General features: G+C 37.9%; 18 protein-coding genes and 1 pseudogene. 12 read left to right on the top strand and 7 right to left on the bottom strand.

The genetic code is table 11. The annotated features are described in order from the left end of the window. Nucleotides 1-209 precede the first annotated feature (209 nt). The gene (locus ACERII_RS13365) at nucleotides 210-902 is read left to right on the top strand and encodes an ABC transporter ATP-binding protein (RefSeq protein WP_373642900.1); all 693 of its coding nucleotides are present in this window, start codon (nucleotides 210-212) and stop codon (nucleotides 900-902) included. Nucleotides 903-1,063: 161 nt separating this feature from the next. Here ACERII_RS13365 and ACERII_RS13370 read toward each other — a convergent pair whose 3' ends face one another. Continuing rightward, nucleotides 1,064-2,302, bottom strand: a complete 1,239-nt coding sequence (locus tag ACERII_RS13370) for a serpin family protein (protein ID WP_373642901.1) — start codon at nucleotides 2,300-2,302, stop codon at nucleotides 1,064-1,066. Between the two features lie 215 nt (nucleotides 2,303-2,517). On the opposite strand from ACERII_RS13370, the gene ACERII_RS13375 reads away from it, so the two are divergent. The 3 genes from ACERII_RS13375 (at nucleotide 2,518) to ACERII_RS13385 (ending at nucleotide 4,891) form a co-directional block, all read left to right on the top strand. Then, the gene (locus ACERII_RS13375; protein ID WP_373642902.1) at nucleotides 2,518-3,126 is read left to right on the top strand and encodes a YdcF family protein; all 609 of its coding nucleotides are present in this window, start codon (nucleotides 2,518-2,520) and stop codon (nucleotides 3,124-3,126) included. A 217-nt stretch (nucleotides 3,127-3,343) separates the two neighbouring features. Next, entirely contained in the window at nucleotides 3,344-4,162 is an 819-nt protein-coding gene (locus tag ACERII_RS13380; RefSeq protein ID WP_373642904.1) for a histidinol-phosphatase, read from the top strand. 171 nt (nucleotides 4,163-4,333) lie between these two features. Beyond that, entirely contained in the window at nucleotides 4,334-4,891 is a 558-nt protein-coding gene (locus ACERII_RS13385) for a hypothetical protein (RefSeq protein WP_373642906.1), read from the top strand. Nucleotides 4,892-4,996: 105 nt separating this feature from the next. On the opposite strand, the gene ACERII_RS13390 is transcribed toward ACERII_RS13385, so the two are convergent. Together ACERII_RS13390 and ACERII_RS13395 are read right to left on the bottom strand one after the other, a co-directional pair. Continuing rightward, a complete protein-coding gene (locus ACERII_RS13390) occupies nucleotides 4,997-5,653 on the bottom strand; it encodes a hypothetical protein (RefSeq protein WP_373642907.1) in 657 nt (218 codons plus the stop codon). Next, nucleotides 5,646-5,990: a PadR family transcriptional regulator gene (locus ACERII_RS13395; RefSeq protein WP_373642908.1), complete on the bottom strand. Its 345-nt coding sequence runs from the start codon at nucleotides 5,988-5,990 to the stop codon at nucleotides 5,646-5,648. Before ACERII_RS13395 ends, ACERII_RS13390 begins: the two co-directional genes overlap by 8 nt. 221 nt (nucleotides 5,991-6,211) lie before the next feature. Here ACERII_RS13395 and ACERII_RS13400 point away from each other — a divergent pair, with 221 nt between their 5' ends. The 5 genes and pseudogenes from ACERII_RS13400 (at nucleotide 6,212) to ACERII_RS13420 (ending at nucleotide 12,488) form a co-directional block, all read left to right on the top strand. After that, complete coding sequence (locus tag ACERII_RS13400; protein ID WP_373642909.1) at nucleotides 6,212-7,834, top strand: HsdM family class I SAM-dependent methyltransferase; 1,623 nt, start codon at nucleotides 6,212-6,214, stop codon at nucleotides 7,832-7,834. A gap of 5 nt (nucleotides 7,835-7,839) precedes the next feature. Beyond that, nucleotides 7,840-8,937: a DNA cytosine methyltransferase gene (locus ACERII_RS13405; protein WP_373642911.1), complete on the top strand. Its 1,098-nt coding sequence runs from the start codon at nucleotides 7,840-7,842 to the stop codon at nucleotides 8,935-8,937. A 280-nt stretch (nucleotides 8,938-9,217) separates the two neighbouring features. After that, the gene (locus tag ACERII_RS13410) at nucleotides 9,218-11,839 is read left to right on the top strand and encodes a BpuSI family type II restriction endonuclease (protein WP_373642913.1); all 2,622 of its coding nucleotides are present in this window, start codon (nucleotides 9,218-9,220) and stop codon (nucleotides 11,837-11,839) included. Between the two features lie 32 nt (nucleotides 11,840-11,871). Beyond that, a pseudogene (locus ACERII_RS13415) lies at nucleotides 11,872-12,046 on the top strand (EamA family transporter); the annotation flags it as partial. A 289-nt stretch (nucleotides 12,047-12,335) separates the two neighbouring features. Further along, entirely contained in the window at nucleotides 12,336-12,488 is a 153-nt protein-coding gene (locus ACERII_RS13420; protein WP_373642915.1) for a YpzG family protein, read from the top strand. 159 nt (nucleotides 12,489-12,647) lie between these two features. Here ACERII_RS13420 and ACERII_RS13425 read toward each other — a convergent pair whose 3' ends face one another. The 3 genes from ACERII_RS13425 to ACERII_RS13435 all read right to left on the bottom strand — a co-directional run bounded on the left by ACERII_RS13425 (nucleotide 12,648) and on the right by ACERII_RS13435 (nucleotide 15,026). Then, nucleotides 12,648-13,277 (bottom strand): YfbR-like 5'-deoxynucleotidase, encoded by a 630-nt coding sequence (locus tag ACERII_RS13425; protein ID WP_373642916.1) that lies wholly within the window; start codon nucleotides 13,275-13,277, stop codon nucleotides 12,648-12,650. A 124-nt stretch (nucleotides 13,278-13,401) separates the two neighbouring features. Further along, a complete protein-coding gene (locus ACERII_RS13430; protein WP_373642919.1) occupies nucleotides 13,402-13,560 on the bottom strand; it encodes a hypothetical protein in 159 nt (52 codons plus the stop codon). Nucleotides 13,561-13,754: 194 nt separating this feature from the next. Beyond that, complete coding sequence (locus ACERII_RS13435) at nucleotides 13,755-15,026, bottom strand: MFS transporter (protein ID WP_373642921.1); 1,272 nt, start codon at nucleotides 15,024-15,026, stop codon at nucleotides 13,755-13,757. A 275-nt stretch (nucleotides 15,027-15,301) separates the two neighbouring features. On the opposite strand from ACERII_RS13435, the gene ACERII_RS13440 reads away from it, so the two are divergent. Together ACERII_RS13440 and ACERII_RS13445 are read left to right on the top strand one after the other, a co-directional pair. Next, nucleotides 15,302-15,502, top strand: a complete 201-nt coding sequence (locus ACERII_RS13440; RefSeq protein WP_373642923.1) for a cold-shock protein — start codon at nucleotides 15,302-15,304, stop codon at nucleotides 15,500-15,502. A gap of 546 nt (nucleotides 15,503-16,048) precedes the next feature. Continuing rightward, the gene (locus ACERII_RS13445) at nucleotides 16,049-16,762 is read left to right on the top strand and encodes a polysaccharide deacetylase family protein (RefSeq protein WP_373642926.1); all 714 of its coding nucleotides are present in this window, start codon (nucleotides 16,049-16,051) and stop codon (nucleotides 16,760-16,762) included. Nucleotides 16,763-17,446: 684 nt separating this feature from the next. Here ACERII_RS13445 and ACERII_RS13450 read toward each other — a convergent pair. Beyond that, nucleotides 17,447-18,202, bottom strand: a complete 756-nt coding sequence (locus ACERII_RS13450) for a class I SAM-dependent methyltransferase (RefSeq protein ID WP_373642928.1) — start codon at nucleotides 18,200-18,202, stop codon at nucleotides 17,447-17,449. A 283-nt stretch (nucleotides 18,203-18,485) separates the two neighbouring features. Between ACERII_RS13450 and ACERII_RS13455 the strand changes: the two genes are divergently transcribed. Then, a complete protein-coding gene (locus ACERII_RS13455; protein WP_373642930.1) occupies nucleotides 18,486-20,801 on the top strand; it encodes a beta-galactosidase in 2,316 nt (771 codons plus the stop codon). Nucleotides 20,802-20,854 lie beyond the last annotated feature (53 nt).

Raw genomic sequence — 20,854 nt, forward strand, 5'->3', positions numbered from 1 at the left:
ATAACTGCTTGTCGTTGTTGTTCCTAACAACGTGATAGGCAGTTATTTTTATATTTAAGTAAAGTCGCTTCTCTGTACTAGTGCTTGTACTAAACGGAATCTATTGATAAAATTTTAAGGGAATATAGTTTTCGCAGCTAATGAATTTTGTAAGCAACCCGTTAAAGAGATAGATACAAACGGTTTTTGACAAGGAGGATATAAAGCGCATGTTTGTTGAGATAGAAAATCTAAAATACAAGTACCCTACCAGCAACGAGTTAACTATTAAAGATTTTAGTTTACAGATGGAAAAAGGAGAAATTGTAGCGATCTTAGGGGAAAGCGGCAGTGGAAAAAGTACACTATTAAAGCTAATTGCAGGTAAGGAGAAAACAAAGGTCGGGAAGATTGTGATCGATGGGGATGTGGTTGTTGATAAGAAAACTTGTAAATCCCCCAAAAAACGTGGCATTGGTATTGTTTTTCAGGAGCATGACTTGGCTGCAAATAAAACAGTAGAAGGAAATATCAAGCGGACATTACCACTCCTCATGGCGAAAAATGCAAAAGAAGATCGTGTAGAAGAGATGCTAGATTTAGTTGATTTATATATTTTTAGAGATCGTTTTCCGAAAGAATTAAGTGGGGGTCAACAGCAACGAGTAACCCTAGCGAAAGCACTAGCACCTGAACCCTCTTTAATTTTATTCGATGATCCTTTTAGAAACTTGGATCCTTCTACCCAAAAGAATCTAAGAGAAGAATTGCGTGCTATTTTGAAGAAGGCAGGAATTACTTCCATCTTTGTTTCAAATAACAAAGCAGATGCAAAAGTGCTTGCAGACCGCGTCTTATTTATGGAAGATGGGGAAATTAAACAGACATGTAAGCCTGAAGAAGTTTATAACGTGAATCTGTAGGGGCAGGTCGAGTTGACTCGTTTTAAATTGTCCCTTATGAAGGGCTCATAAGGACAAAATCAAGCTTGAATTAGTTGAAATTGTCCTTATGAAAGCCCAACAATGAAGATAGCCTTCAACTAGATATGAAATGTTTCTCATAACTAAAACCGGTCCGCATTTTATTTACTAGGATCAGCAACATGCCCTAGAAACAAAACCACATCTGTTTTTCCATCTACAATTCGGAATAAAAATGGACGATCTACAATCATTTCGAATGAGTCAATTGGCTCAGCTGATCCTGCCATCTCTGCAGAAGTCACAGCCGCTGCCTCTGTGCCAGTTTCATTCACCTCTACGAAAGATTTATGTTTTACTTCACTAATAAATAGTGGAGTATCGGTTGTTATTCCAGTAAAATCAGCTAGGTTTAAATCAAAAGCTTGTGTTATACCTAAGACTTGTAACACATCGCCTAATTGTAAATCAGTATCAAAGCCGAATTTTGGAAGTGCCAGTAAACCATGCTGTAATTCCTTAGGACTCTTCCATTCAAGAAGTCTATCCTTGAATTGTTTCATTATTTCCTCTACACTACTATCCTCCGCGGGCAAAAGAACCTCCATGAAATACCTTTCTTCTCCATATGGGATACGAATCGTTTTATATTCTTCCGTTTCTTCGTATGAATAATGTTCCTTTCTATACATCATAGGAACTTGCACGATTTCTCCTGAGGTCGGATAGAACGATTCGTCTCGTGTAAATTCCTTAGGAAACGGGTCGCTCCATTCTCCTAAGAAATAGACAGCGTTTATTAGAAACATTATTGTATCAGGGTTTATTTCATCCACGATACTTTCAATTTTTCCAGCAGTTTTATCCTTCACCCAGTTGTTTACTTCCTTTGCTGTTGATAATTGCTTAGCTTCCGCATTGTACTTTTCCTCAAGAAGTTGAATGAATTCTTCGTTAAAAACCACGTCTTCTTTCGTCCAAACCGAATTTCCTACTAATGTTGTGACTTTAGGTTCACTATGCATAAAGATATCGATTAGTGCTTGATGAGAATCATGAAGTACCTCTTCAGAAATATGTTCTGTATGTAATACATTTCTCAACTCTTCCTTCGTTTCTCCACCTGCACCAGCTAATGCCATGGACAGAACAGACGCGATGCTGTATGGACTAATCATTTGATTTTTGTCCTCCACATAAAGCTCGTAAAAGAGATTAGTAGAGAAATCTACAATACTTTCACTTAATTCAGGACTTACATCTTTTTCAGAAAAAAGAGGATCCCTTTTCTTGATAAGTTCCTTTCCCTGTCCAGTACCACCGGCACATCCAGCTAGAGTTACAAAAATGAAGATAATGAATGTAATAACTAATGATGCTCGAAATATAGATGTTTTCATCTTGATACCGCCTTTTTAATTAGTTGTAAATCTATTACATAACTTTAAGACGTATTGTAAAGTAGAAATGTTTCAACAAATGAAGCTATAATTAGTAGATATCACCAATCGTACAAAAAGAAGTCAGGGTTGAGGAGAAATTATTTTTTGAAAAATAAAAGATTATTATTTTAATCTTTCATACAAATATTTGATTCAGAGAAGGGAGAATTTAGTTGAAAAAATTACTAATCGTTCTCATTGCATGTAGCTTAGGCTTATTTATTATGGTGGGTTATATCGTCTACCAATACAACTCCATCTTAAAAGTAGGAAAAACGGTGGAGCCTACTCCAGCTGATGTGATCATCGTGTTGGGGGCTGGTGTGTGGGAGAATGGTCCGAGCCCAGCATTAAAAGCAAGACTCGATCGTGCATTAGAAGTTTATGACGAGGGGTTGGCGAAAAACTTTATTTTGACAGGTGGGTTAGGCACCTTCCCTCCAACGGAAGCGGAGGCCATGAAGGAATATTTGTTGAACTTCGGTGTACCAGAAGAGCATATGTTTCTTGAATCACTAGCAACAAATACGGAAGAGAACTTAAACAATAGTAAGGAAATCATGGACGAGGAAGGCTGGGAATCAGCCATTATCGTTACCGATGTTTTTCACATAAAACGAGCGTTAACAATTGCAGAAGATCTTTCCATAGACGCTTCTGGGGCAACTGCAATGGAGAGTGTGTTGTATAGGAACAGAAGCTTGCGAACGTCGTATACATTACGGGAAGTGGCTGCGTTAACTATGAAGTACTTCAATGACATTAATAGAACTATAAACTAGTAGTTAACATCTTATTTGCTTTGGAACTGCTGACCAATTACGATATGAGTCCAACTTAGACGAGCGTCTTCAATTAATGTTGTTTAGCTGGACCAATGTTCTTTTGGACAGAATGCAAGTTGTTATATCCTCCCAATAAAAAGAGACAACACTATTGTTTTCCTAAAAAACAAATTATACTAATACTAGACTAAAAGTTTCGTAGGAGGGGTACATTATGTCTAATGACATAAAATTTGATTTACACACACACCACGAACGTTGTGGTCATGCCATCGGTGATATTGAGGATTATGTAAAGCAGGCCATTGCTTATGGGCTACAGTTTATCGGTATTTCTGATCATTCTCCGTATTTTTACAGTGAAGAGGAGCAGTTGTTTCCTGGTATTGCCATGGGGAAAAGCCAGTTAGCAGAATATGTAATTGAAGTGCTTCAGTTGAAGGAGAAGTATAAAGATCAGATTACTGTCTTATTAGGAATGGAAAGTGATTTTTTTCCACAACATCTTGAACTCTATCGTAAGCAATATTCGCAGTATCCCTTTGACTATCTAATTGGATCTGTCCATTATGTAAATGACGTTAATATTTTCAAAAAAGGGCGTTGGGATGACGTAACGGAACAAGAACAAGTGAAGGTAAAAGAAGAATATTATCATCTAATAGAAGATTCAGCGAAAAGCGGCTTGTTTCAGATTCTTGGTCATATCGATGCGATGAAAGGATTTTATCCAGAGTTTACTCAAATTCAAACAGATGTGGTGGATCGCACATTACAAATCATCGGAGAAAGTGATGTAGCCATTGAAATTAATACTTCTGGAAAAACAAAAGACTGTGGTGGCTGGTATCCAGCGAATGATTTGTTAGAGAGAGCCCTCTTCCATAATGTTAAAGTCACCTTTGGATCAGATGCCCACACACCACAACGAATTGCAGATGATTTTGATAAGGTGAGAAAGCAATTAAAAGAGATTGGTTATAAGGAATGGGCGTATTTTGTGGAGAAAAAAAGGTACATGACACCTTTATAAAAATAAGCAATAGAAGAAGTCGTTTTTTGTTCCCAAAGATTCGTGAACAGGAAACGGCTTTTTTCTATTGTGTGATAGCCTATTTACGATCGTACAAGATTTCAAGATGATTCATTGTCATATAATGATATCGACCTATGAGTCGAATACCTAATATAGGAGGCTATTATTTTGAATCCATATAATATGAATCAATATGAGAATTCAAGTTATGAGTACGATCCTGCTTATACGAGACAAGTTCAAGAGCATAGCATCATGGAAGAAGGATATGATCAGAGGCAGTTTCCAAATTGGGGGCAATTTATTGGAGGGTTAACGGGGATGTTCGGACCTGGATTCGGGATGCCTGGTTCACAACCAATAGGAAGACCACCGTATGGACCACCAGGTGCTGGGCATGGATTTCCACCTTATGGTCCACCTGTAGGACCAGGGCCAGGAGCTCCATCTTTTCCACCCCCTCAGGTAGGGCCACCAACGTCTCCTCCACCTGCAACGATTCCAACTGCTCAGGCTGCTAATGTCGGAATACTTGCAGTGGACCCTGGTGCCATCCGTGGATGTTTACATCGATACACGTACGTTTGGTTAACAAATCGCCAGCAGTTTTGGATGTATCCAGTATATGTAGGGCATCGTTCCATATCTGGCTACCGTTGGACAGGATTTAACTGGGTGTACTTTGGAATTGATGTGAATCAGATAAGCTCGTTTCAGTGTTATTAGTAAAGGGTAGAGAAGTTGAAGCAGCGGCACTAAAAAGGTAGAAAACCCTTTTAGTGCTTTTTTTCTTTATTGTTACTATCTAAGCTAAGCAATTGAATGAATTTTTTAACCATTCATTGCCACTGTGATCCATGCCCTCTTGTATAACCTTGTAATGGCATAATACAAAATACTCCACCCAATCAAGTATCCTATCAAATAATAAAAAGAAAACAAAGGAACTCCATCTGACTGAAATGTTGATAGAAAAAAAGCCCCGATTGGTATTACCAATATTCCAATTATTCCTATTCGAGCAAAACGGAATATCTTCATTCTTTCCGCATTGAACCTTGTTGGAAAATACAAAAAGAGAAACGAGAGTGCAATCAACAACTTTAGACTGTGTGCTCCTAACGTTCCAGCCAGACTTCCATCAATTCCTCCATAGTATATAGGGAAAGCAAGGACGGCACTTCCTGAAAGGAGTGAACCTGTTATAAAAACGAATCCAATATTTTTACCACTAAAGTAATCATTTTGCTCCTTGTTGTACTGATCTACTATTTCTTTCGCTAATGTATCTACAGCAACAAATGACTCCAGTGCTTTTTGTTCAGCAGACTCAACTTTATAGCCAACGTCCGAAACCATCTCTTCTTTTAATGATAATAATTCGTCTTTTATTTCGTTTAAATGCTGTTGTTGTTCTTTTTTAGGTAAATATCGTAGTTTTACCTCCATAACAGCAAGGTATTCTTCTATGCTAACAACATCAGACATTATCTTCACCATCCTTTAATGCTGTAATAAATCCAAATAACTCCTCCATAAACTCATAACGTTCAACTAATACACGATTTCCCTCTTTTGTGGAGAAATAATATTTTCTACTCCTTCCTTCATGTTCTTCTTGGTAAGACTCAATCCATCCATTATTTGTTAATCTACGAAGAATAGGGTAGATGGAGCCGTTTGCTAACTGCATCCCGGTTCCTTGTTGAAGTTTTTTTGTAATTTCATACCCATACATTGCTTTTTTACTTACAAGAAGTAAGATAGCAAGCTCATACATTCCCTTTGTCAGTTGATTATTCCAATCTACTTTTTTATTGTTCATATCTTTAGTGTATATCATTAAACTATATATTTCAATAAACTATATAATGTGGTGATACTTTACGAATGAGAAGAAGTAAGCTTTTTGTAGCATTACCCCTATCAAAACATACAAAGTGATAGTATGACATATTTTTACTGGTGAAAATGTAAGCTTCGAATCAAAAACCTTGTCGAAATTCATGTATAATAAGATAGACGAACAATATAGGGGATACGAATATGGTAAAACAGTTTGATTTGGTTGAGTGGTTTGAAGAGAAAAAGACAAAAAAGCAACAAATGCTAGGACAAGTGTATACACCGAAGCATATCGCTGATTATATGGCTGAGCTTGTGTTGTCATTACAGCCAAAGAAGGTGCTTGATCCTTGTTTTGGAAAAGGGATATTTATCGATTCACTTCTTGAAAAAGGAATGGATTCCGACAGCATCGTCGGTGTAGAAGTAGATCCTTTTAGTTTCCGTGAGTATAAGGATATCCATCCATCTTTGCATTTGGAAAACAGTAATTTTTTTGATTTTCATAGACAGGTAGACTGTGTTATTATGAACCCTCCTTATGTAAGGCAGGAGAATTTGACAAGTGAGATGCCTGATTTTTTAAATAAAAAATTCTTACAAGATAAAATAAAAGAGTGTGACATACAGCTATCAGCTCGTAGCAATTTGTATCTTTATTTTTTCATAAAAGCGTGGTCAATCCTTGAAGAGAAGGGTAGCATCATTGCCATTGTTCCCAACACATGGGCCGTAGCGGACTACGGAAGTGAGTTTAAACGATTTTTGTTAGATTACTTTCAGATTAATCGTTTCATCTCCTTTGAGAAGGATGTTTTTCCCGATGCTGATGTAGAGAGTTGTATTCTTCATTTAACGAAGCTGGACAAGAACGAGAATCTCGAGAATCATGAGATGAGCTTTGTGACCCTTTCACATAAATCGGGTTCATTCCTGGATATGGATGAAAAGGTTGTTAGACGCTATAAGCAAAAAGATCTGCATGAGTCGATGAATTGGCTCACCATTTTTCACAAAAATGATCTTTGGGAGGAATCTGCGTTCGTTCCTTTAGAATCCATTGCTTCCATCAATCGCGGGATTGGAACAAACAGTAACTCCACGTTTATTACGGAACCAGCAAGATTTAAGGATTACTACTCAGAATTTTTCCAAGCGATCGTATGTAGCCCAAAGGATGTCGCTGGGTATACGACAAAAAAGCTGGTGAAAGAAGATGTTATGTTTTTTACGGATGTAGACAAAGAGAGTTTGCCTCAGGAACTGGGTCAGTATATTGAAGAGCAGGAAAGAAACATCGTAGCAGAACAAACACCGAAGACGCTTTATGAAAAAATAGTCAAGAGTCCGAATTCATGGTATAAATTTAAAGCGAGGAAAGCCGCACCAATCCTTTTTAGCTATATCATAAGAAAAAATAAGAAATTTATATGTAATGAGAAAAACGTAATAGCTAGAGATAATTTTTATGAGATTCACGTTCATGATGGAGTAGATGCTTGTCTATTGTTTTCCATATTAAATAGTGGAGTTACCTCCTATTTTCTAGAAAATATGGGGAGAAGTCACGGGAATGGATTATTAAAAATACAAAAATATGAATTGGATATATTGAGTGTTGTAAATCCATCTCTTCTTTCAATGGAGGACAAAATGGAACTCATTTCGTATGGGAAAAAATTGATGGATGAAAATAATCCTGACTTTATTGATAAGATTGATTCGGTTCTTCTATCGTATGTATCAAGTGATCTAACGGTAGACGAGCTTCGTTCCTTATTGGCCGAAAAGGTAAAAGAGAGATTGTCGAAGAAAAAGGTGTGAAGATAATGGGGTTAAAAACGATAAGTTTATTTTCTGGCGGTGGCGGCCTAGATTTAGGTTTCCAACAAGCTGGGTTTGATATTATATGGGCAAATGATTTTGATAAGGAAGCAGTAGCTAGCTATGAGGAAAATATGGGCAAGCATATCGTATTAGGTGATATTGCGACGATTGATAAATCTTCTATCCCTAAGGCGGATATATTAATAGGTGGACCACCTTGTCAATCCTTTTCTTTAGTGGGGAAACGACATGTGGATGATGATCGAGGTCAACTCGTATGGAGTTATTTAGAAGTTCTGTCAGAGGTTCAACCGGAGTGTTTCGTTTTTGAAAATGTTACTGGCTTAAAGTCGGCGAAAACAAGAGATGGAAACTATGTAATTGAAGACTTACTGAAAGCCTTTCATGAACGTGGTTATACGGTAAACTGGGAAATTATCAATGCAGCAGATTATGGTGTTCCACAGCGCCGTAAAAGGGTTATTCTTGTTGGTGTGAAGGGGGATCATTCCTTTGAGTTTCCTGAACCAACTCATGATGAGAAGGAAAGCTTATTAAGAAAACGATGGGTTTCTGTATACGATGCATTATCTGACCTGCCTAGTCCTGATGAAACAGGTACCTTTGAATATACGGCACCGATCATGAGCGATTATCAAAAGTATATGAGAGAAAATAGTGAGCTCATTACAGAACACGCGGTACCACGTCTGAGCGAGTTAGATAAAGTGATCATTGATCATATCCCTGTTGGTGGAAATTACATGGATGTTCCTGATTGGGTTCCGTCAAAGCGGATCAGTACGTTTAAAAAGACAGGTGGTCGAACCACTTGTTATGGAAGGCTTGTTCCAGAAAAACCAGCATATACGATAAACACTCACTTCAATCGCCCGAATGTTGGCTGCAATATTCATTACGGAGAGAAACGATTAATTACCGTCAGAGAAGCGATGAGGCTCCAAAGCTTTCCAGACAATTATAAACTTGTTTCTTCCACAAAACGAGGGAAACATACTATTGTAGGAAACGCGGTGCCACCATTGTTAGCAAAGGCTCTCGCGGAAAAAATAAAGGAAACTGTGTTGCAACGGGTTTAATGTATGGAAAACGTTCATTGAATAGTAAATGTCGGCTTAGGACCACTGTTTATGATGGTCCTGAGCCTTTTTATCTGGATTTGTTATGGAATAGATACCTTGTGGAAAGTTATAAGTACCATTTCATTAGTTTCAAGCTCATTTTTGTCCTTAACTGCCTATGAGAAAATAGATACCTTAGAATATCGACCAAATCCCCTACATCTCTACACACTTTCATCAATCCTTCATTTTTATGTTACTATTATCTTGTTACTTTACATTAGGGGAGGAAGCCACCTTGAGTACCTGTCCATTTACGAGATTACCTAATTATGGGGATGATGAAGTTCGAGTTTTTCACCCACTATGTGAGAAAGCATTGAAGCAAGCTCTGATTCACTTAGGATTAGATAATACATATGAAGTGCTTCATCACGAGGTAGTGGGGACATTACAAGCAGATTATGTATTAAAAAATAAAACAACAAAAAAGTATTTGCTTTTTATTGAAGTGAAGCGAACTCCAGGAGCTGTAAGTAGTACAAGATACAGAAATCAAGGACAAGCATATGTGAGAGAAGCAAATATTATGGTAGAACAGCCATATTACTGTTTAACGAATTTAGAGATAATAGATCTATTTAAACACGATTCCTCTCGACCAGTTGTATCACAGCAACTTATCGATCCTAGCCCAATTCGAGTGGGTAATTTTCAAGATCCAGTTACTGATTTTTACGATCATTTAGTAAAAGCATTTGAACAAATTATTTCCATATCTGTTCAGGATACAGGTGTTTATAAGCTGTCCACCGCTAAGCTATTAGCTATTTTACAGAGCAGAAGAGATAACGTTACAACATGGCATCAAGCATTAGTGGTTGCAGGCTATGAATACATAAGAGGAGTTCTAAAGGGACAAAAGGTTTCCGTTCCTGTTAGGGAAGCCGTAAATTTCCGGAACAGACCAGCTAAGCTTTTACAAGAAGGAAGGAAAATAGACTTTAACGTTCTTTTCTCGGAACCTCATCCTAATTCTACAGATTCAGATGTATGGGATGTCAACTTACTAAGTGAGATGAATGAGCTAGGAGAAAAGGCTCTAACGGGAGATGAATTAGCCGAGTTAATACATTCTATTGCCATCAGAGGGAAAGGTCATGAAGGGATTGTTCCCACGGATATTGAGTTAGGAAAAGTATTATCTATCTTGTCTCAACATGTTTTAGGGGGAGAGTTGGGTGAGGATGAGATCATTTGTGATCCTGCTGCAGGAAGTGGCAACTTATTAGCAACGGTGAGTACTGGTTTTCCAAATATTAGTCCTGAGCAATTGTGGGCAAATGATATAGAACCACTATTCCTAGAGCTACTATCCATACGGCTAGGTCTGCTATTTCCTCGAGTGATTAGTCCAAGAAACGCACCGATCATCACAGGAAGAGATATATGTGATATAGATCGGGACGAATGCCACAATGTGAAAGTTGTTGTACTCAACCCTCCCTATTTGTCCGGGGTATCTAATCCAGGGATGAAAAGAAAGTTTGCTGCGAAAATAGAACAAATTTCTGGAGAAGAGCCAAAAACAAATGTTGGTCAAATAGGAGTAGAGGCTCTATTTCTTGAATTAGTGACGGAATTAGTAAGTGATGGCACCGTAGTTTCCGCAATTATGCCAAAGCAATATCTAACTTCAAGAGGAAATGAAGCGAAGGCATTCCGAAACTTTTTGCTTGGTACGTTCGGTTTGCAGCACATCTTCCTTTACCCTAGACAAGGATTATTTGAAGAAGTGACGAAAGATACGGTTGTTTTTGTTGGGAAAAAAAATAGTGCTATTCAAGACATAGAGGTTTTCCATTCCTTTATATCGTTAGAGGAAATTGAGCTTCATTCTTTAAAACAACGGCTTAACCAAGTTCAAACTTCAGAGGACTCATCCATCTCTCTGGGAATGGGCTTAGAGCTCAACAAGATAAAGAAACAACAGCTGGCAGCACGAGTTGAAAATGGTTGGAGAAATATTACCAAAAGTGGAGAGTTAGCTGAAGAGTGGATCACGAACAATTTAGAAGGAACCTGCACGAGGTTATGTGATACAGAGTATCTGTTGAGACGAGGAAAAGTGGGGAATAAAGGTGCATCGGACTTAGTTTTTATCAATTCCAATAAATCCTTTTGGAGTATCGTACAAGAATTGGTTCCAACGAGTTGGTTATATCCTGCTTTACGCAAAGTCAATGAGATAGAGGAACCTATTATAAATCTGACTTCTACTCCGACAAAAGTAATGTGTCCACCACCGGAGACATTTGAAGAAAACACGAGAGAATCTGAAGTATTAGATGAGATTGTTGAAAAATATATTGAGTTTCAAGTTTATAAGTCGAAGCAAAAGAAAGCTGTTAAAACGAAAGAGGACTTAATCAGTATATTAAAATTCGAAGCTAATAACGGTACAATTGTAAATACTATCCTAATTCCTAGAGCGTTACGGCGAAAAGCAAGAGCCTTTATCAATGAACAGGAAGTATTTTGCTCCACAAATGTAATTGAAGTAATCGGAGGAGAAGAGGAAGAAAAGTGGTTATTACTTTCGTGGCTTTTGAGCATTTTCTCCCAGATGCAATTTGAAGCAATGGCGAAAGATCAAGAAGGTGCGCGGAAGCTAGAGAAAGATAATAGTATCGAGAACCTATATATCCCAGACTTCACTTCCATACCAACAGCAAGAAAACAAGAATTAATTCACGAGGCCCAAAACGTAGATTTCTTTGATTTAGTTGCACCAACCATTCGAAAGGTAGACGAGCTATGGGCTCAAACACTATGGCCAGAAGAAGAATCACTTAAAACAGCAGAAGCGGTTGACCTGCTAGAGGAATTGGTTTATGAGCGGTATCCAGTTAGCAGATAAACATAGTATGTTTTTGAGGTGGAGTTTTTATTATGATAGGTCGCAATAGAAAATTAGGTTTCCTACTTGTTATACTAGGTGCTTCTTCGTTCTGGGGGATCGGTGGTACGGTTGCGCAAAAGCTTTTTCAAGATTTTAGTATTTAAGGTAAATTGGCTTGTAACGGTAAAACTGTTGGTGGCGGGGATGCTGTTGTTAACTGTTCAATTTAGGTGTTGCCTTGATGAAAAAGGAAACTCGAGGGGATGAAAATCCACATAATAAGAAGGACTCATCAATGCAAGTAGGGTGAAGTGATCCTTGCAGCGGAGCAACGGTGGTTTAGTTAAGGAACGGAATTGAATGTTGATCAGAGTGATACAACCTTATTGTTTGTGCCTCCGCTTTGTTTTCCCAAAAAGGAAATCATTTCTCATCATAATATTCGTCTGTGGTGAAAGGATAATAGTGATATTCCTTTGAATATAACTTAATCCTTCAGAAGAGGTGATTCGTGATGAGCATTAGGAATCAGTTAGATCCCCATTCTCAGAAATTTCACCATAACTGGACGAGGTATAAGCGTTCGAAGTCGCAGGTGAATGGTCATACGGAAATGAGTCAGACCAACATTATTCTGCGGAGTAATGCGAAGGCCCATCGTTGGTAGGGATTGTTATGAATCAATTGGAATACAGGAAAGGCTTAGAGGTTCTCTAGGCCTTTTTCTGTTTTTACGAGATGACTAGATATGGTCCTTTTTCTCCCAAGACTAAACTAGATAACAAATGGAAACCAGCTTCTCCTTTTCAGAAGTGGTTTCCATTTGTTATTTCGCCAATATTTTATCTGTTATGATCCGAATGCCTTCTGTTGTCTCCGTATCATCTTCTAACATTTCAGCTAAAATATGATTGAAGAAGTAGGAAACACAGTGTAAATTTATTTTTTGAATAGAAAGCAATGCTTCTTCATACATTTCTCGATATACTCGCTCCGTATTTCCTTTCTCAATTTCATTAAATGCTTCATAAACTTGGTCCATCTTATCTGCAACAGCTAAGATTCTACCTTCTACGGTTTCATCTTTGCCTTCCTTTAATTTTTCTAAGTAAATAGGAAGTAGTTCATCAGGAAATTCTGCTTCAATAAATTTTTTTGTCATTCCCTCTTCCACTTGTGCTAGCATTTCTCGTAGCTCTGGGGTTGCATATTTTACTGGAGTTTTGATATCACCAATAAAAATTTCACTATAATCATGGTTCAATGCTTTCTCATATAACGATTTCCAATCAATTTTCGTTCCACTTTGTTCCTCTACCGTTGCTAATAACTGTGCATACTGCGCTACCTTAAAGCTGTGTGCAGCAACATTATGTTCCTCAAATTTAAATTCACCAGGGGCTCGATGTATTCGTTCTAGTTTTGATAATGACTGTAAATAAGTATGAATTCCCATATTAACTCCGCCTTTTAAGTTCGATTAACTATTATTTTTTTTCAATAGGTAGCAGGATATGCAATATTACTAAATGAAAGAATGAAAAAGACGAACAACTTTTGTCCGCCATTTGTTTTATCATTTATTCTTCTTCCAATTTTTCTTCATAATACACTTTTGCATCTGTATCGTTAAATTGTATTGTAATAGTTGTTAAGTTTTCAAGACTCCCCAGCCAGTCGCTAATTTGTTCAAAGACAGGTGTCGCTTTCGAATCAACTTCAAAAATTTTCTCCTTCACTTTCAAGACCTCCAATTAGTATGTAGCTACTTTCCATGTTGCTAATTCCATTATATTGGAGGAGGTATGAGAGATATGTTAGTTATTGTCTGTAGAAATACATTATTTTTGTCAGAAATTGAAAGGTATATTTTCATACTATTAGAAAATCAAAATGGCACTGAAAAAGTTAGGTTTCCAGTGCCAAAATTCAATTATTCCTGATTAATTTCCTTCAGTCGTTTATCCGACGGTAAAAACACTGTCAATATACCAATGAAAGGTAAAGAAACAACAAACAGCATAGTGTTCGATAACCCTACTAAGTCTGCAAACCATCCAAGAGCCACGGAGCCAACTGCCCCCATCCCAAATGCTAATCCGATGATTAATCCAGAAACAGTACCAATTTTTCCAGGAACTAATTCTTGCGCATACACTACTGTTACGGAAAAACTCGAAAGAATAATAAATCCAATGATTGCCATTAAAACATAGGTGAACCCTGGTCCGGCATGAGGAAGGATGAGTGCTAAAGGGGCGGATCCCAGCATGGAAAAGAAGATCATATTTCGTTTTCCAAATCGGTCAGCAAGTGGTCCACCAACAAATGTACCCACTGCACCAGCCGCTAAAAAGATAAAAATATACACTTGTGCTTGAGAAATTGTTAAGCTAAAACCATCAATAAGATAGAAAGCATAGAAGTTTGTAATTCCTGCGTGAAACCACGATCTTGCAAATACTAAAAAGATAAGTAAGCTGATCGAATAAATGATGACTTTACGCTTCTTCCCATTATCTATCACTTCGTTTGCATCCAACGCTGTGTCTGTTTTCGCTTTGTGTTTCTTCATAGGTTGATAAAGCTTAATCTGCTCTGAATACCAGCGAGCGATATACATTAGTAATCCAACTGCCAAAGCTGCTACAATAGCAAACCAGATTGCTCCAAATTGTCCTAGAGGAACTAAAATAAGCGCGGTGATAAGTGGAGCTAACGCTTGACCTGTATTTCCGCCTACTTGAAAAATAGATTGGGCAAGCCCACGTTTTCCACCAGTACCTGCAGCCATATAGGCGACACGGGATCCTTCAGGATGAAAGGTTGCTGAACCTAATCCAATAAAGATGACAGATACAATAACCATCCAAAATGATGGGGCAAAGGCCAAGCCGATCACTCCTAAAAAGGTAAAACAAAGGCCAATTGGTAAGGCATACGGAGAAGGTTTCTTATCAGTATAAATTCCCACAACAGGTTGAATGATCGAAGCAGTTAAGTTAAGTGCGAATGCAATTAACCCTAGCTGTGTAAATGTTAATCCCATGGATTGCTGTAATATAGGAAACATCGCTGGAACAACTGCTTGAATAGAATCATTTAATAAATGCACAAACCCAATAATAACAAGAATTTTATACATCGTTTGCTGCTGAGGTTTTTCCTCAGACAACACTTGTTTTTTTGCAATTCCCATGATCATACCCCTTTTCAGTTACGATTTAATCATACTGCAAAAGGGGGGGAGGTGTTAAGAAAAAAATGCTATTTTGGTGCTATTAACTTCACCATATATTTGCTCAATAAAAAATATTATAAAACAAAGTTTGCATTTTAAAAGAATATCTGTTATTCTAAATAAGAATTATATTTGTTCGGTAGAAAGGAAAGAACAAGTTACAAACTTTTCGCCTTGATATCCAAAAGAGCAACTATAGTAATAAATCGTGGGAAAAACCCACACAGGAGGAAACAAACATGCAACAAGGTACAGTAAAATGGTTCAACGCAGAAAAAGGTTTCGGTTTTATCGAAGTTGAAGGTGGAGACGACGTATTCGTACATTTCTCTGCAATCCAAGGCGAAGGATTCAAAACTTTAGACGAAGGTCAAGCAGTTACTTTTGAAGTTGAACAAGGTCAACGTGGACCACAAGCTACTAACGTAAACAAAGCGTAAATAGCTAAAAAGGACTCTTTATGAGTCCTTTTTTTTATGGTGTTTTCAGACTACGGTACAGTTGAAAACAAGTGTGGATTAATTATTTTCACTAGTGGAAATATTCAGTTGGATAATTAAAAAATAAAATCTAGTACAAACCAAATAAAGCTAACTACTGATGCCCTATCATTTAAAATATACAGGAGTTATATTTTAAGAAAAGATGACATGTTCGTTAGCTTCGGAGAAAACATGATACAGGTAGTTAAAAATGGTCAAACAAAGCATAACATATTTTTACAAAAATACCTAATAAATTTACAGAAGTGTCGAAATTTGTCCAAATATATTTTGGTAATGATTGAACCTGTCTATAAGTAACGTTATTCAGAGAATATGTATGAATCAATAAAACGGGTTAGAGCCGCCTATTATAAATTCAGATCAGTGACTTTTCACTCAAACCAAATCGCAAATTGCATGTTGATGCTTTGAAGAATTTGCAGAGACTGCTAAAAAGTGAGAACGAAAAATAGAAAAAAATCTAGATTAGCTGGGGGATAAATGAAAAAAATTACTATTATTTTGTGTATTGTATTAGCATTACTTGTCGGAAATAGTTATGTATTATACGAGGTGTCGGGTTCTAGAAGCTTTCAATTCTTTGGAGAACTTGTAACAAAGATAGAAACATCGGAGAAGGTGGTCGCATTAACATTTGATGACGGTCCGGGTATTAATACAGACGAGATTTTACATATGTTACAAACTCACGACGTAAAGGGAACATTTTATCTAACAGGTTCTGAAATTGAAGAAGACTTTGAAAAAGCTGTTCGAATAGTAAAACATGGTCATGAAATCGGAAATCACACCTATTCCCATCCACGGATGGTGTTAAAATCTCCATCATTTATTACGGAGGAGATTAAAGAGACAGACAAACTAATTAGGGAAATTGGATATGAAGGTGATATTCATTTTCGCCCACCTTACGGAAAAAGACTGTTCATTCTTCCATATTATTTATCAAGTAATGACCGTAAAACAATTTTATGGGATATTGAACCTGAAACATATCCTGAGATAGCAGCAAGCTCAGACAAGATTACAAAGCATGTGGTTGAAAACGTAGAACCAGGTTCCATTATTTTGTTACATGTGATGTACGAAAGTCGAAGAGAGTCATTGGATGCTGTTGCCCCCATAATTACGGCATTAAAAGACGAAGGCTATACCTTTGTCACAGTCTCACAACTGTTGGAGTATGAAGAGTAGAAGCGAATGGAATACAAACCAACAAACATATTAATACTTTAACTCCGCTTTATAACACGTATTTTGTTACCCAACTGCTTTTTTGTTGTGCTGTTCGGGCACATTGACGTCTTCATTGTTACCCAATTGCTTTTTTTTAGTGCTGTTCGGGCACATTGAAGCTTTCATTGTTACCCAACTGCTTTTTTGTTGTGCTGTTCGGGCACATTGAAGCTTTCATTGTTACCCAACTGCTTTTTTGTTGTGCTGTTCGGGCACATTGAAGCTTTCATTGTTACCCAATTGCTTTTTTTAGTGCTGTTCGGGCACATTGAAGCTTTCATTGTTACCCAATTGCTTTTTTTTAGTGCTGTTCGGGCACATTGAAGCTTTCATTGTTACCCAATTGCTTTTTTTTAGTGCTGTTCGGGCACATTGAAGCTTTCATTGTTACCCAACTGCTTTTTTGTTGTGCTGTTCGGGCACATTGACGTCTTCATTGTTACCCAATTGCTTTTTTTTAGTGCTGTTCGGGCACATTGACGTCTTCATTGTTACCCAATTGCTTTTTTTTAGTGCTGTTCGGGCACATTGAAGCTTTCATTGTTACCCAATTGCTTTTTTTTAGTGCTGTTCGGGGACATTGACTCTTAAAGGTAGACAAAAAGCTTAGAGAAAAACAACTTCTCTAAGCTTAAACCCCCGTTATCTTCTTTCCGAAACCACCATAATCTCCATGCTATCTACCTTCAAAGGGCTTTCCCTGAATGCTCCAGCAGTACACCCAAAAGCCGTTACCACTTCAAACCCTTCACTATCAAGTAAAAACTTCAACTCTCGGAAAGTAAAAGCTGTTGTATAGATGGTAACATCCTTTTCCACACCTTCAGCATTGCTTATCTTTTCCCGATCAATACTAGTGCAAGAATACGGATCAAATTCAGATTCATCCGTTATCCTTCTAGCTAAGTGCAGTGCATTAATAACTGTTAAAATAAATTGTGAGCCAGGCTTTAACGAACGATGAACTCCTCTTAACACTTTGCGATGATTTTTTTCATTCCCAGCTAATCCAAAAGCACCCTCACACAAGCAAATAGCAGCATCAAACTCTTGGTGAAACATTAACTCTCGTGCATCAGTAGTGATAAATTGTGCAGAAAGCTTCTCTTCAGTAGCTACTAGGGAAGCTAGATTTATGAATTCCGATGAAATATCGACTCCAACGGTTTCATAGCCTTGACGAGCAAGTGCTAATGAATGACGACCCGGACCACAACCGATGTCCAAAATACGAGAGCCTTTAGGAAGTTCCATATACCCAACAAGAAAATCTACCTCTTGCTTCGTACCTTTTGTAAAACCGTAATCTAAATACTTATCTTTTATAAAGTCTCCAATCTCTTCGTAAAAGCTCCCATCATATTCAAATGAGTTTGCTAGATTATTGTTCTTTTTCAACATGAAAACCTCCGTGTTTTTTATTTTGCACGGAAGGAAAATTCTTATCTATCCGTGCCCCCATTAACATTGTTTTCCTGCAAGTTTGTCACAATCATCTATATCACTCACTTTCAATTATTGATACTATAATTTTACTCCTTTGGTATAAAATGCACAATGAGGCTTGCGGAAATCATAGAAAAAAAGAGAGCGTTTACTTTTTCACAAAGGAATAATCAAATCGTTGGCGAAAGTATGTGAGGGAAGTTCTTTTCTAGAGTCAAAAAAAGGAGTGACAAAATTGCGAGAATATCGTATTTCATTAAACAATGTAAAAAAAGACATTTATCCAGCAGAGCTGAATGCTGGTGGCTCGAATCCAAGTGGAGACCATTTTGGTTTTAGTAATTATTATATGGAACTAAATGGCAAGCCTTTTTTCGGTATATCCGGAGAATTTCACTTCAGCCGTTATGATCACAAGAAATGGGAAGATGAGATTATTAAAATGAAAATGGCGGGAATAAATATCATCTCCACGTACATTTTCTGGAACCATCACGAGGAAGAACAAGGAGTGTTCGAATGGGACCGCAACAAAAATCTTCGTTACTTTATTGAGCTGTGCCAAAAACATGATCTATATGCAATCATCCGAATTGGTCCGTTCGTTCATGGAGAAGCAAGAAACGGTGGTTTTCCTGACTGGCTGTATGGTAGGCCGTTTGACTTACGCGCTAACGATGAAGAGTATTTACAGCTTGTTCGAAAACTATATTCTGAAATCAACAATCAAGTAACAGGTCTCTATTATAAAGATGGAGGACCCATCATCGCTACCCAAATTGAAAATGAATACGAGCATGCGGCGGCACCTTGGGAAATGACAACAGGAACTAGCAACGAATGGTTACCAGGAGGGAGAGACGGAGCCGCTCATATGAAAACACTGAAGGAAATGGCACGAAAAATAGGGATTGAAACACCGTTTTATACGGCAACTGCATGGGGCGGCGCATCGGCACCAACAGAAGAAGTAGTACCCTTGTGGGGCGGATATGCTTTTTGGCCATGGATCTTTTATGGTGATGTAAAAGAGCATCCAGCAACACCAGAATTTATATTCAGAGATTTTCACAATGATCAAATAAAAGAAACATACGGATTTGATCCCAAATATCGCCGTGAAAGCATTCCTTTTGCATGCTGCGAAATGGGTGGAGGCATGACCGTATTTTATAAATACCGATTCAAGTTACCGTTCGAAAGTGTAGATGCCATGACTGGAATCAAAGTTGCTGGCGGGTGTAACTTCGTAGGATATTATGTTTTCCACGGTGGCTCTCATCCGAAAGGAAAGCGCACACCATTTTTAAACGAAATTGCTACACCGAAAATTTCATATGATTACCAAGCTCCACTTGGGGAATTTGGACAAGTTCGCGATTCCTATCGTCGCTTAAAAAGACAACACTTCTTTTTTCAAGAGTTTGAAGCAAGTTTTAGCAAAACGAAAACAGTGCTTCCTTACGATACAGAAAATATGGATCCTACCGACGTGGACACACTTCGCTATGCGGTCCGCGCTCACGACAAGTCAGGCTATGTTTTCATCAATAACTATCAAGATCACGTGGAAACAAAGGATCAAAAGGATTTCTATTTAAACTTGAACATTGACGGCGAAGAACTGCGTATTCCGGATTCTGGAACACTATCCCTAGCGAAGGATAACAACTGCATGCTCCCCTTCAACCTAGATATAGAAGGAGCGAACCTTCGCTATGCCACAACACAACTACTTACGAAAATGGAGCACAAAGGAGAACAGCATTACTTCTTTTTTACCCCAAAAGGAATGGAGGGGGAATATTGTTTCTCCACTGACGTTCGAGGATTGACCGTGGATAACGGAACGGTGGAAGAGCTTTCTGGGAAAACAATTGTTCGTGTTCCAAATACGAAGGTAACGACTGCGTCCTTTCAAACTTTGACTGGTGGTTCTGTATTCATACACTCTCTCACAGAGAAAGACAGTCTAAACTTCTGGAAAGGACACTTTAAAGGAGAAGAACGAGTAATCATCACAGAAGCAAATGTACTTGCAGATAATGATCGAATTCGTTTGGAGTTGGAGGACAAGTCGGATGTTTCTCTTAAAGTATTTCCTGACTTTCACGAGCCAATTAAAATGGAGAAAAAAGAGAAGGAAGGTCTATTTACAACGTACCAAGTGGAGCTCGAGGAACAATCTATTACTCTCGGTGTAAAAAAGGTAAGTGACTCGAAAGCTACCGTTCATTTTAAAGCAGAGTCGTTTGAAGGAGCAAAAGAACTTTTACTAAGAGTGAAATATGTAGGTGATATTGGATATGCCTTTATTAACGGGGAACTAGTCCACGACAACTTCTGCAACAACGATGTATGGGAAATCGGTTTGAGCGGGATAAAAGAACAACTTCTAGAGCACGGCATGTACATTTCCGTTTCCCCTCTAAAAGGAGACAGCTTTGTAAAATCAGACTCCCCAATGGCAGCAAGACAGGAAATAGCCAAAAATCAGATCGCAGACATTGATTCAATAAGTGTAGTTGCGGTTCGGGAGATAGAACTTTAGATTACTTGGAAGAAGCGTGGGTCCCCATGCTTCTTTTTCATGATAAACAGTAT

Origin of the sequence: Evansella sp. AB-rgal1 (assembly GCF_041820985.1) — a bacterium.
In the GTDB taxonomy this organism is placed as follows: Bacteria; Bacillota; Bacilli; order Bacillales; family Salisediminibacteriaceae; genus Evansella.

Excerpts from the sequence above, each read along its gene's own strand:
- ACERII_RS13365 (WP_373642900.1), top strand. The coding sequence starts at position 210 with ATGTTTGTTGAGATAGAAAATCTAAAATACAAGTACCCTACCAGCAAC.
- ACERII_RS13370 (WP_373642901.1), bottom strand. The coding sequence starts at position 2,302 with ATGAAAACATCTATATTTCGAGCATCATTAGTTATTACATTCATTATC.
- ACERII_RS13380 (WP_373642904.1), top strand. The coding sequence starts at position 3,344 with ATGTCTAATGACATAAAATTTGATTTACACACACACCACGAACGTTGT.
- ACERII_RS13390 (WP_373642907.1), bottom strand. The coding sequence starts at position 5,653 with ATGTCTGATGTTGTTAGCATAGAAGAATACCTTGCTGTTATGGAGGTA.
- ACERII_RS13395 (WP_373642908.1), bottom strand. The coding sequence starts at position 5,990 with ATGAACAATAAAAAAGTAGATTGGAATAATCAACTGACAAAGGGAATG.
- ACERII_RS13400 (WP_373642909.1), top strand. The coding sequence starts at position 6,212 with ATGGTAAAACAGTTTGATTTGGTTGAGTGGTTTGAAGAGAAAAAGACA.
- ACERII_RS13405 (WP_373642911.1), top strand. The coding sequence starts at position 7,840 with ATGGGGTTAAAAACGATAAGTTTATTTTCTGGCGGTGGCGGCCTAGAT.
- ACERII_RS13420 (WP_373642915.1), top strand. The coding sequence starts at position 12,336 with ATGAGCATTAGGAATCAGTTAGATCCCCATTCTCAGAAATTTCACCAT.
- ACERII_RS13425 (WP_373642916.1), bottom strand. The coding sequence starts at position 13,277 with ATGGGAATTCATACTTATTTACAGTCATTATCAAAACTAGAACGAATA.
- ACERII_RS13435 (WP_373642921.1), bottom strand. The coding sequence starts at position 15,026 with ATGATCATGGGAATTGCAAAAAAACAAGTGTTGTCTGAGGAAAAACCT.
- ACERII_RS13440 (WP_373642923.1), top strand. The coding sequence starts at position 15,302 with ATGCAACAAGGTACAGTAAAATGGTTCAACGCAGAAAAAGGTTTCGGT.
- ACERII_RS13445 (WP_373642926.1), top strand. The coding sequence starts at position 16,049 with ATGAAAAAAATTACTATTATTTTGTGTATTGTATTAGCATTACTTGTC.